The sequence below is a fragment of the Pseudokineococcus marinus genome, from assembly GCF_013004605.1.
In the GTDB taxonomy this organism is placed as follows: domain Bacteria; phylum Actinomycetota; class Actinomycetes; order Actinomycetales; family Quadrisphaeraceae; genus Pseudokineococcus; species Pseudokineococcus marinus.
Genome location: NZ_JABEMA010000079.1, coordinates 1 through 12,040, shown reverse-complemented (window position 1 = coordinate 12,040; position 12,040 = coordinate 1). Strand labels below are relative to the sequence as shown.

At 77.1% G+C, this 12,040-nt stretch carries 7 protein-coding genes; 3 read left to right on the top strand and 4 right to left on the bottom strand.

The annotated features are described in order from the left end of the window. Positions 1-67: 67 nt before the first annotated feature. Positions 68-3,199 carry a pullulanase-type alpha-1,6-glucosidase gene (gene pulA / locus HLB09_RS07325; protein WP_212770701.1) on the bottom strand — a complete coding sequence of 1,044 codons (3,132 nt, stop codon included), beginning with the start codon at positions 3,197-3,199 and terminating at the stop codon, positions 68-70. A 116-nt stretch (positions 3,200-3,315) separates the two neighbouring features. Between pulA and HLB09_RS07320 the strand changes: the two genes are divergently transcribed. Continuing rightward, on the top strand, positions 3,316-4,383 hold the full coding sequence (locus HLB09_RS07320; RefSeq protein ID WP_171202739.1) for a LacI family DNA-binding transcriptional regulator: 1,068 nt from the start codon (positions 3,316-3,318) through the stop codon (positions 4,381-4,383). Between the two features lie 10 nt (positions 4,384-4,393). Here the strand turns inward: HLB09_RS07320 and HLB09_RS07315 are convergent, their stop codons facing one another. Further along, positions 4,394-5,011: a TetR/AcrR family transcriptional regulator gene (locus HLB09_RS07315; protein ID WP_171202738.1), complete on the bottom strand. Its 618-nt coding sequence runs from the start codon at positions 5,009-5,011 to the stop codon at positions 4,394-4,396. A 123-nt stretch (positions 5,012-5,134) separates the two neighbouring features. Between HLB09_RS07315 and HLB09_RS07310 the strand changes: the two genes are divergently transcribed. Next, positions 5,135-7,603, top strand: a complete 2,469-nt coding sequence (locus HLB09_RS07310) for an MMPL family transporter (RefSeq protein ID WP_171202737.1) — start codon at positions 5,135-5,137, stop codon at positions 7,601-7,603. 60 nt (positions 7,604-7,663) lie between these two features. Here HLB09_RS07310 and HLB09_RS07305 read toward each other — a convergent pair whose 3' ends face one another. Continuing rightward, positions 7,664-8,515 (bottom strand): SDR family oxidoreductase, encoded by an 852-nt coding sequence (locus HLB09_RS07305; protein WP_171202736.1) that lies wholly within the window; start codon positions 8,513-8,515, stop codon positions 7,664-7,666. Positions 8,516-8,591: 76 nt separating this feature from the next. Continuing rightward, entirely contained in the window at positions 8,592-9,176 is a 585-nt protein-coding gene (locus tag HLB09_RS07300; RefSeq protein WP_171202735.1) for a hypothetical protein, read from the bottom strand. A gap of 124 nt (positions 9,177-9,300) precedes the next feature. Here HLB09_RS07300 and HLB09_RS07295 point away from each other — a divergent pair. Beyond that, positions 9,301-12,040: putative bifunctional diguanylate cyclase/phosphodiesterase (locus tag HLB09_RS07295; protein WP_171202734.1), on the top strand; the 2,740-nt coding region annotated here is incomplete at its 3' end.

The window sequence follows — 12,040 nt, the reverse complement described above, 5'->3', positions numbered from 1 at the left end:
CGCCCAGGTCGCGGTCTCCCGCGACCTGGGCGCACAGCTCTCGGCCCCTCGGTGGCGCCGCCGAGGGTCAGCGGGCGACGAAGACCGCCGCCGTCCGCGCGGGCACCGTCAGCGTCCCGCCGTCGGCCGTCGCGCCCCGGACGACGTCGTCCGCGCCGCCCGCGAGCACCGGGTGCAGCTCCCAGCCGCCGCCGACGACGGGGACCTCCTGCGTGACCGCCCCCGGCGTCGCGTTGAGGACGACGACGAGCCCGGCGAGGTCGGGGTCGACGTCCTCGCCGACGGTGTCGTCGACGAGCACCGTCACGACGCCCGGCGTCTGCTCCGGCCCGCTGCCGGGGAAGGACAGCTTCTGCTGCACCCGCTCGGCCGTGCCGAGCGAGAACAGCGGGGTGCTGCTGCGGACCCGCAGCAGCTGGTCGGCCTGGGCGCGGGCCGCGGCGATGTCCGCGGGCGTCGGCCGCAGCGCCGGGTCCGCGAGCAGCGGCCGCATGTACGGCCACTTGTCCTCGTTGTCGGGCGCCGGCGGCAGACCGCGGGCGAAGCCGTTGGTCGTGCCGGTGTGGTCGAGGACGTTGAACCAGTCGCCGGAGTCGTAGCTGTTGCGGTCCAGCGACTTGCTCCGCAGCTGCTCGCCGCCGGCGTGCCAGAACGAGACCCCCTGGCCGTACGCCGTCGTCGCGAGGGCGAGGGTCTGCATCCGCACCCGGTCGGCCATGGGCGTCGCCTGCGGCAGCTTGAGCGCCAGGGCGTCGTAGAGGGTCTCGTTGTCGTGCGCCTCGACGTAGGTGACCGCCTCCTGCGGGTCGGCCGTGTACCCGGTCGGCGATCCGCCGTAGTCGACGTCGGCGCCCGTGACCTCGGCGCCCGTGCGGTCGGTGAAGCGGTAGTCGCGGAGGTTGCCGGTCATGCCGACGCGGATCTGGTCCTGGGCCAGCAGGAGCCGCTCGCGCTGCTGCTCGGCGGTGCCGTTGGCCGCGGCGCCGTTGGGGTCGGTGAGCAGCCCGCTCGCGAAGCCCTGCACGCGCGGGTCCTCGTCGAAGGGTCCGCCGCCGCGGACGGCGTCGCGGAGCCGGTCGTTGAAGGTGCCGATGCCGGTGCCGGCCATGTTGGCCTGGGTGGCCTGCTCGAAGCGGGCGTCGCCGGCCACCTCGCCGAAGTCCCAGCCCTCGCCGTAGAGGTAGACCGAGGAGCCGTCGACGCCGTCCCGCTCGAGGGTCAGCGCGTCCAGCGCGGCGCGCACGTCGAGGATGTTCGCCTTCGGGTGGTGCCCCATGAGGTCGAAGCGGATGCCGTCGAGGCGGTAGGTGCGCACGAGCGTCACGAGCGAGTCGACGACGAGCTTGCCCATCATCGTGTGCTCGGTCGCCGTGTTCGGGCAGCACGTCGAGGTCTCGACGGCACCGGACGTCGGGTCGAGGCGGTGGTAGTAGCCCGGCACGATGCGGTCGAGGTCGTTCTCCCCGCCCTGGCCGGCGCTCGAGGTGTGGTTGTAGACGACGTCCTGGACGACGCCGAGGCCCGTCCCGTGTAGCGCCGCGACCATCTCGCGGAACTCGAGGATGCGCGTCGCGCCCTCCGGGTCGGTCGAGTACGAGCCCTCGGGCACCGTGTAGTGCAGGGGGTCGTAGCCCCAGTTGAAGCCGTCCTCGCCGGCGACCTCGAGCACGCACTCCTGCTGCTCGGGGCTGTCCGGCGGCAGCGTGGCGAGGTCGCAGGTCGGCTCGCGGCGCAGCGAGGCGTCCTCCTCGACCGTCGCGATGTCGTTGACGGGCAGCAGGTGGACGGCCCGCATCCCCGCGTCGGCGAGGCCGCGCAGGTGCGCCATGCCGTCGCTGCCGGTGTCGGTGAAGGCCTTGTAGGTGCCCCGGTGCTCGGCCGGGACGGTCTCGTCGGTGATGGAGAAGTCGCGGACGTGCAGCTCCCACACCGAGAGCTCCTCCGGCCGGACCGGCCGCGGCGCGGCGACGTCGTCCCACCCCTCCGGCGTGACCTCGGGGGCGTCGAGGTCCACGAGGAGGCTGCGCTCGCTGTTCGTCGACAGGCCGACGCTGTAGGGGTCGGTCACGAGGTTCCGCTCGACCCGCCCGGTCTCCGGCACGAAGACCTCCACCTCGTAGAGGTAGTAGCGGCCCTCCCAGGCGGCGTCGCCGCGGGCGCGCCACACGCCGTCGCGGTCGGCGACCATCCGGGTCGTGGCGATCGGCTCGCCGCCGGAGCCGTCCGCGTAGACGTGCAGGCTCACGGACCGCGCCGTCGGCGCCCACAGCGCCAGGTGCGGGCGGTGCGCGCGCCCCCGGTCGCCTCCTCGGGCCGGCCCCCAGGTGAGCCCCAGCTCGCGGTCGGCCGCACCGGCGTAGACGTCGTCGAGCACGCCGGGCACCTGGACGCCGGTGGACGCGAGGACGCGGCCGTCGGCGTCGAGCGCCGCCACGAGCAGCTGGCCGCGCAGGAGGTCGGCGACCCGCGGGCGGCTCGAGCGCGGCAGCTCGAGCGGGTCGAGCTGCGCCAGGTGCGGCGACGCCGCGGCCAGGTCGGCCGGCAGCGCGTCACCGGTGCGGCGCAGCAGGTGCGACGACGTCGCGCCGGTCACGGCGCCGTCCTCGACCGCGAGGCCGCCGTCGCGGGCGCCGTAGAGCCGGAACGACGCCGCGCCCTCGACCGCCGCGGTGTCCCAGGCCACCACCCCGCGCGAGAGCCAGTGGGCGGCCTGCTGCCCCCCGACCGCGTCGGGCAGGTCGTCGGTGAGCAGGTGCGTGGCGTGGTCGTAGGTGAAGGTCACCGCTCCCCCGGGCGCCTGGAGGCCGATGTTCGCGCCGCCCGCGGCGCCGCCGGCGCCGTAGTTCTCCGTCCACGAGCCGCCGACCGCCACCTTCGTCTCGTAGGCGCCGGCGGGCACGTCGAAGGTCGCGCGGTAGACGCCCGGCTGCCCGTCGACGGGCAGCAGCGCCGTCGCCGCGCAGTCGGGCTGCCAGTCGCCCGGGCAGCCCAGCTCGTCCTGGAGCGAGCCGACGAGCGTGACGAGGGAGGGCGCCGGCGTGTGGTCGGCGAGGGCCGGCGCGGCGGAGGGCACCAGCAGGGCGGCCGCCAGCGAGGCGGCGGACCCGACGGCGAGCGCCGCGGGCCGGCGACGGCCGCGGCCTGTGCGGGCTGCGGGGCCGGTGCGGGCTGCGGGGCGGGACGGGGACGGACGGGGCACGCGGACCTCCGGGCACGACGGTGTGCGGGGCCGGCCGGGCGGGACGCACCGGGGGCAGCCGGACAGTACGGACGGCGCCGACCGCACGTCAACGCTTTGCGGTAACTTGCAGCGCCATGACGACGTCGACGACGGGCGGGACGACGGCGGGGAGCACGGGGCGGGCGCGGCTCGAGGACGTCGCGGCCCGGGTCGGCGTGAGCGTGGCGACGGCGTCGCGCGTCGCCAACGGCCGCCCCGGCGTGGCGGCCGACGTCCGGCAGGCCGTCATGACGGCGATGGACGACCTCGGCTACGCGCGCCCGGAGCGCCCCGGCGCCGCGCGGGGGCAGGTCGGCGTCGTCATCCCCGACCTCGTCAACCCGATCTTCCCGGCCATGGCGCAGGCCGTGAGCACCCTCCTGGCGCGCGAGCGCTACGTGCCCGCGCTGTGCCCGCTGCCCGGCGGCGGCATCACCGAGGACGAGCACGTGCAGATGCTGCTCGACCACCAGGTCCGCGGCGTCGTCTTCGTCTGCGCCGCGCACGCCGACCTCGAGGCCGACCAGGAGCGGTACGCGCGGCTGCGGGCGCGCGGGCTCCCGCACGTCTTCGTCAACGGCACCCGGCGCCCGCTCACGGCGCCGAGCGTCGCCGTGGACGACGCCGGGGCGGTCGCCGCCGCGGTGCGCCACCTCGTCGAGCTCGGCCACGAGCGGGTCGGCCTCGTCGTCGGGCCGGACCGCTTCGTGCCGAACCGGCTGAAGGCCGAGGGCTTCCGGCGGGCGCTCGCGGAGCACCTCGGCACGGCGCCGGCCGACGCCGACCGCCGGGTCGCCGTCGGGATGCACACCGTCGAGGGCGGGCGGGCCGCGGCGGGCGATCTCGTCGACGCCGGCTGCACCGGCCTCGTGTGCGTCTCCGACGTCATGGCGCTGGGCGCCGTCCGGGCCGTCCGGTCGCGCGGGCTGCGGGTCCCGGACGACGTGTCGGTCACGGGCTTCGACGACTCCCCGCTCATGGCGCACACCGACCCGCCGCTGACCACGCTGCGCCAGCCCGTCGCCGAGATGGCCGAGGCCGCCGTGGACGCCCTCATGGCGCAGCTCACCGGCCGGCGGGCCCCGCTGCAGGAGGTCCTCTTCACCGCCGAGCTCGTCCTGCGCGGGTCGACGGCCCGGGCGCCGCAGCCCTCGCGGCCCTGAGGGCGGGCGGTCAGGCGGGCGGGTCGGACGGGCGGACAGGGCCCAGCAGCCCCTGGTGGTCGAGCACCCGCCAGAGCCACTCGGCGACCTCGCCCGCGGGCGCGTCCGGGGCCTGCTCGACCCAGGCCGTGACGACGCCGAGGGCCAGGCCCGAGATGGCCGCGGCGGTCACGGGCAGCGGGACGCCGGGGACCTCCTCGGCGCCGCCGACCAGCGCGTCGCCGACGATGGCCTCGACGCGGCGGCGCACCCGGCCCGCCGCCAGCGCGGAGCCGTGCTCGCCCAGGACCCGGCGGTAGAGGTCGGCGTTCTCCTCGACGTGGGTGAGGTAGGCCAGCAGCGCCCCGCGCGCGCGGGCGAGGTCGCCCGGGGAGGACCAGGCCACCGGCTCGTCCGCCGCGGCGCCCGACCGGGCGCCGATCTGCTCGCCGGCGGCGGCGGTGGCGGCGTCGAGGGCGTCGGCGAGCAGCGTGTCCTTGTCGCCGTAGTGCTGGTAGTAGGTGCTGCGGTTGACGCCGGCGCGCTCGGCGACGTCGGCGACGGTGATCTCGTCCAGCGGCCGCTCGCGGGCGAGGGCCAGCAGGGCCTCCTGCAGGCCCTGCCGGGTGCGGGCGACGCGCGGGTCCATGCCCGGAGTGTCGCACCCGGGCGACCCCGTCCACGACACGTGTTGTCTACCCGACAGGTGTCGCCTACCGTCGTGCCCGCTCGACGACGAGCGCCCCAGACCCTGCGCTCGGAAGGCACCACCGTGGCCCACCTGCTCCACCGGCTCGGCACCTCGGCGGCACGCCTGCGCTGGCGCGTCGTCGTCGCCTGGTTCGCGGTGCTGGCGCTGGGCGTCGGCGCCTTCCTCGCCTTCGGCGGCACCCTCGTCTCGACCTTCTCCATCCCCGGCACGGAGACCGACCGCGTCGCCGCCCAGCTCGCCGAGGAGGTGCCGGGCGCCAGCGGGGCCACGGGCACCGTCGTGCTCCGCACCGAGGACGGGCAGCCGTTCACGGCCGAGCAGGAGGCGGCCGTCGCCACGGCGCTCGACGACGTCGCCGGCCTCGACGGCGTCGCCAGCACCGTGGACCCCTTCGCCACGCAGGACCAGATCGAGCAGCAGCGCCAGCAGCTGGCCGACGGCGCCGACCAGCTCGAGGCGGGGCGCGCCGAGCTGGAGTCCGGGCAGGAGCAGCTCGACGCCGCCGCCGCGCAGCTGCAGGCCGCGGGCGTGCCGCTCAGCGCCGCCCCCGACCTCGAGGCGCAGCAGTCGCAGCTCGACGCGGGCCGCGCCGAGCTGGAGGCCCAGGCCCAGCAGCTCGAGCTGGGCCAGGAGCTGGCCGACCTGTCCTCGGGCATCCGCACCGTCTCGCAGGACGGCACCACGGCCCTGGCGGTCGTGCAGTTCACGCAGGACCAGTTCTCCCTGCCCGAGGCGGTCCGGACGGGCGTCGTCGACCGCCTCGAGCAGGCCGACCTGCCCGGCGTGCAGGTCGACTTCTCCTCGGAGATCGCCAACTCGACGGACGGCATCCTCGGGCCGGGCGAGGTCATCGGCGTCGTCGTCGCGGGCGTCGTCCTGCTCGTCATGCTCCGCGGGCTGCTGCCGGCCGCGCTGCCGATCGTCACCTCGCTCACGGGCGTCGGGATCGGCGTCACCGCCTCGCTCGCCTTCTCCGACGTCGTGCAGATGGCCTCGGTGACGCCCGCGCTCGGCGTCATGCTCGGCCTCGCCGTCGGCATCGACTACTCGCTCTTCATCATCAACCGGCACCGCCGGCAGCTGCGCGACGGCGTGGGCGTGCGCGAGTCGATCGGCCTCGCCAACGGCACGGCCGGCAGCGCCGTCGTCTTCGCCGGCTCCACCGTGCTGCTGGCGCTCCTGGGCCTCAACGTCACCGGCATCGGCTTCCTCGGCACGATGGGCACCGTCGGGGCGGTCTGCGTCCTCGTCGCCGTCCTCATGGCGGTGACCTTCACGCCGGCGGTCCTCGGGCTCCTCGGCGACCGGGTCCTCGGCCGCGGCGGGCACCGCCACCAGGCCGCCCACGTCGACACGGCCCGCCCGATGAGCACGACGAAGGCCGTCCTCGGCGTCGTCCTGCCCGTCGTCGCGCTGCTCGTCGTGGCCGTGCCGGCGCTGTCCATCCGCCTCGGGCTGCCGAGCGGTGCGCAGGAGGCCGAGGACACCACCGCGTACCAGGCCTACACCGCGGCCGCCGAGGCCTTCGGGCCCGGGCAGAACGGCCCGCTCGTCGTGACGGCGGACCTGCCGGAGCCGGTGGCCGAGGACGAGGAGCTGGCTACCCAGGTGGAGGTGGCCCAGCAGGTGGCCGCCCTCGACGACGTCGTGGCCGTCGCCCCCGCGGGCGTCTCCGCGGACCGCTCCTTCTTCGCCTTCCAGGTGGTGCCGCAGGACGGCCCGTCCAGCGCCTCCACCGAGCAGCTGGTCCAGGACCTGCGCGCCCTCCAGCCGACCGTCGACACGCTGCCCGCGGGCGCGGACGGCGAGGTCCAGGTCGGCGTCGCGGGCGCCGCGAGCGGCAACATCGACATCTCCGACCGGCTGGCCGAGGTGCTGCCGCTGTACCTGGCGCTCGTCATCGGCCTGTCGCTGGTGATCCTCGTCGTCGTCTTCCGGTCGCTGCTCGTGCCGGTGCTCGCCACGGCCGGCTTCGCGCTCTCGCTCTTCGCCGCCCTCGGCGCCGTGACGGCCGTCTACCAGTGGGGCTGGCTGGCCGACGTCTTCGGCGTCACGACGCCGGGCCCGGTGCTGAACTTCGCGCCGCTCCTGCTCGTCGGCATCCTCTTCGGGCTCGCGATGGACTACCAGCTCTTCGTCGTCTCGGGCATGCGCGAGGCCTACGTCCACGGCGAGCCGGCACGGCGCGCCGTCATGGTGGGCCTCCGCAGCGGGCGCCCGGTGGTCGTCGCGGCCGCGATCATCATGGTCTCGGTCTTCGGCGGCTTCGTGTTCTCCCACCTCGCAGCGGTGAAGCCCATCGGCTTCGGCCTGGCCACGGGCGTGCTCTTCGACGCCTTCGTCGTCCGGCTCGTGCTCGTGCCCGCCGTCATGCACCTCGTCGGCCGCGGCGCGTGGTGGCTGCCGCGCTGGCTCGACCGCGTGCTGCCCCACGTGGACGTCGAGGGCTCGGCCCTCGAGCGCGAGCACCCGGGCGGCGGGGCGGCGCAGCGCGAGCCGCGGGAGGCTGCGGCCCCGGCGGCCCGCTGAGCCGCGACGACCCGAGCCGCCTCCCGACCGGCGTGCCCGCCCGGGAGGGGCACGGGCGGTTCAGGGCCGCCGGGCCCTCAGCACCTCCGCGAGGGAGCGCGGGCGGTGGCCCGTGAGGCGCTCGACGTCGCCGCTGACGACGTCCATCTCGCCGCGGGCCACCGCGGTGTAGGTGGAGACCCAGCCGTCGACCTCCCACCGCTCGACGCCGTAGGGCGCGCGCGAGGCGTAGGCCTCGTCCACCGTCTCCTGCTCGTACCGCACGGGGCGTCCCAGCGCCTCGGTGAGCTCGGCGGCGATCTGCGCGTACGAGAGCGCCTCCGGGCCCGTGAGGTCGTACGTGCGGCCCACGTGCGCCCCGGGGTCGAGGAGCACCGCCGTGAGGGCGTCGGCGACGTCGTCCTGCGCGACGGGCGCGACGCGCCCGTCGCCCGCCGGCCCCCGCAGTGCGCCGTCCTCGCCGACCATGAGCGGGAAGAAGTCGGCGTAGGTGCTGTCGCGCAGCGCCGTCCACCGCAGTCCCGAGGCGCGCAGGTGCTCCTCGGTGGCCCAGTGGTCGCGCGCGAAGGTGAAGGTCGCGTCGGGCGCCGCGCCGAGGAAGGACAGGTAGACGACGTGCTCCACGCCGGCGGCGACCGCGGCGTCGACGAAGGTCCGGTGCAGGTCGACGCGGCGGGGGTGCTCCGAGGCGGACACCAGGAGGGCGACGGGCACGCCCTCGAGGGCGGCGCGGACGGCGCGGGCGTCGTCGTAGGCGGCCCGCGCCACGGTCGCCCGGGGCAGCTCGGGCGCCCTCGACGGGTCCCGGACGACGAGGACCTGCTCGGCGCCGGCGTCCGCGAGCCGGCGCGCGACACGCCCGCCGACCGCGCCCGTCGCGCCCGTCGTCGCGATGGGTCCTCGTCCTGTCACGGCGTCCTCCTGGGGTCGGTCGAGCGGTCCGCCCGGCGGGCGGGCGTGCGGCGAGGTCGGCGGGCCGCGGCCCCGCTCAGGCGAGCGGGTAGGTCTGCTCGCCGGCGTCGCGCGCGATCTCGTCGAGCGTGCGGTCCACCTCGGCGAAGGTGTCGGTGCCGTAGGCCATGACGGCGCCGTGCTCGTCGTAGTCGCGGAACTGCGGGCCGTCGAGCAGGAGCAGCAGGCCGAGCGGGCCGCCGTGCTCGGCCAGCGCCTCGTCGGGGTCCACGTCGGGGTCCACCTCGAGGGACCGGGCGCGCGCCCGTGCCACCAGGGCCTCGGGATCGGTGACGACGAAGTCGTAGCGGGCCTGCCAGCTGTAGCGGGCGCCCTCGAGCGGCTCGTCGTCCTCCTCGACGTCGTCCTCGAGCAGGTCCTCGACGTCGGCGACGTCGTCTCCCGTCAGCTCGTCGAAGGCCGCCCACTCGTCGAGCCCGGTGCCCCAGCCCCGGTCGTGCAGGGCCTCGCGCAGGGCGTCCGACGCGCGGCGCACCCGGCCGAGGGCCTCGGCGACGGTCGCGAGGTCGAGGCTGTCGAGGTCGCGCCCGCAGGCGGCCAGCTCCTCCGCGAGGGCGCTCGCCGCGGTCGAGGGCATCGTCATCGGCTGGTCGTCGTCCACCCGGGTGACGGTACGCACCGCTCGGCCGTCCGGGTGAGCGCGAGCCCGGGTGGTGCCGCCGCCGGCCCCCGACGTCGATCCGGTGGACGTGGGCGGGTGGCGCAGAGGGGCGCGCGGGACGCGGGTGAGCACGCTGCTCGTCGTGCTCGCGCTCGTCCCCCTGCTCGGGGTGGTCGCGGCGACCGCGGCCCTCCTCGCCGCCCAGGTGCGGACGGAGCGGACGAGCCGGCAGGCCCTCGAGGCGGTCGTCGTGACCGGTCAGGTCTCGGCGGCCCGCAGCGCCCTCGCCCGCGAGGTCTTCCTGACCTCCGCGCGCACCCGTCTCGACGACGCCGCGCAGCGGCAGCGCCTCGGTCCGGCCGTCGTCCTCGCCCTCGGGTCGGCGCTGCCGGAGGACGACCTCGTCGGAGCGCGCCGGCGCACGGACACCGCCCTGGCGGCCGTCGACGCCGGCTCGGCCGCGGGCCGCGCGGCCGCGGGCGTCGCGGCCGACCTCGTGCCGCTGCGCACCGCCGTCGACGTGACCCGCTCCTGGTCGGCGGTGGCGCCCGGCTTCGGCTCGCTCACCTCCCAGCTGGCCACGGCCGAGCGCCTCGCCGTCGACGACGCGCTCGCGGGCGGTGTCGGCGCCGACGTGGCGGGTGCGCTGCTCGAGCTGCGCACCGCCACCGAGGCCGTGGCGCTCGGGTCCGACGAGGCCCTCGAGGTCCTCGACGGCCTCGTCACCGCCGACGGCGCGGTCGCGGGTCGCGCCGCGCGGGACGCCTGGGCCTCGACCGCGCCTCTCGAGGTGCTCGAGGAGTCCCCCTCGCGCGCGGTGCGGGAGCGCAGCGCGGCCCTGCTCGCGGCGAGCACCGGCCTGCGGGCCGACGCCGTCGCCGCGACCAGGGCGGCGGGCGGCACCCCGGACCGGCGGCTCGCCCCGCGGCTGAGCGCCCTCGTGGAGGGCCTGGACGACCGGTCGGCGGGGCTGACGGGGCTGGCGGCGACGACGAGCGCCCGCGCGGGGGCGCTCACCCGCGCGGAGACGTCCTCCGCGCACCGCGACGTGGTGGCCCTGGGCGCCGGTGCCCTCCTGCTGTGCCTCCTCACCGGCGCGGCGGTCCTGCGCACGAGCGTCGCGCTGGGCCGCCCCCTGCAGGACCTGGCCGCCGCGGCGCAGCAGGTCGGTCGTGGCGAGCTCCTGGCCGTGGACGTCACGGGCCCGCGCGAGGTGCGCACGGTCGCCGAGGGGCTCGCCGCGACCGTCGCCTCGCTGCGCCGGCTGCAGGAGCAGGCGCGCGCCGTCGTCGCGGGCGAGCTGGGGAGCCCCGTGCTGGCCGCGCCGCTGCCCGGGCCCCTGGGCGCCGTCGTGCACGCCTCCGTCACCGAGCTCGTGCAGGCCATGGTCGACCGCGACCGGCTGCGCGAGGACCTCACGCACCGCGCCACGCACGACTCCCTCACCGAGCTGCCGAACCGAGCCCGGGCGATGGAGCTGCTCGACCGGGCCCTCGCCCGCAGCCGGCGCGACGGCGGGGTCGTGGGGCTGCTCTTCGTCGACCTCGACCGCTTCAAGCAGGTCAACGACACGGCCGGGCACGCCGCCGGGGACGCGGTGCTGCGGGCGGTGGCGGCCCGCATGCGCGAGCACCTGCCCGCCGGCGGCACCGCGTGCCGCCTCGGCGGCGACGAGTTCCTCGTCGTCGTCGAGGACGCCGGCGACGCGCAGCTGCTCGAGCTGGCCGAGGCCCTGGTCGACGCCGTGTCCGCCCCCGTGGGCTTCGCCGGAGCCGAGGTCGCCGTGGGCGCCAGCGTGGGCGTGGCCCGCACTGCCGGCGGGACGGCGGGGCGCGAGGAGCTGCTCGCCGAGGCCGACGCCGCCGCCTACCAGGCCAAGCAGCAGGGCCGGGGCGCCGGCGGCGGGCCCGCCGCGCCGGGCGGGCGAGGACGCGTCGGCTTCTACGACGACGACCTGCGCCGGCGGCTCACGGGCGCCCGCGACCTCGAGGAGGCGCTCGCCCGCGCGCTGCGCGAGCGTGAGCTCGTGCTGCACTACCAGGCGGTCGTCGGCCTCGACCCGGGCGGGACCACCGACGCGGTCACGGGCTACGAGGCGCTCGTGCGGTGGCAGCGGCCCGGGCACGGCCTCGTCCCGCCGTCGGAGTTCGTGCCGGCGGCCGAGCGCTCGTCGCTCGTGTGCGGCCTCGGGCGGCACGTGCTCCTCGAGGCGACCCGGCAGCTGGCCCGCTGGTCGGCGGGCGGCGGCGCCGCCGCGCGGCGCACCGTCGCCGTCAACGTCTCGGGCCGGCACCTCGTCAGCCACCACCTGCTGCAGGACGTGCGGGACGCCCTGGAGGGGTCCGGGCTGGAGCCGCACCGCCTCGTGGTCGAGATCACCGAGACGGTGCTCGTCGACCACGCCCTCGCGCACGAGCGCCTCACCGCGCTGCGCGCGCTCGGGGTGCGCGTCGCCATCGACGACTTCGGGACGGGCTTCACGTCGATCGCCCAGCTCCGCCGGCTGCCGGCCGACGTCCTCAAGGTCGACCGGAGCCTCGCGGCCGCCGACGACCCGGCCTCGGCGGAGCTCGTGCGCCTCGTCGTCGGGGCCGCCCGCACCTTCGACCTCGCGGTGGTGGCCGAGGGCGTGGAGACGCCAGCCCAGCTCGACGCCCTGCGGGCGGCCTCGTGCGACGCCGTCCAGGGCTACCTGCTCCACCGGCCCTGCCCGCCCGGGGCCGAGGCGCCCGAGGTCGAGGCGGGCGGCGCGGCGGTGCGGGAGCCGGCCCCGGAGGGGACCGCACGCGACGTCGGGGCGCCGCCGGGCGCGAGCAGCGGCACCGCGCCGCGCGCACCACGCCCCCGGCCGGCGCCCCCCGAGA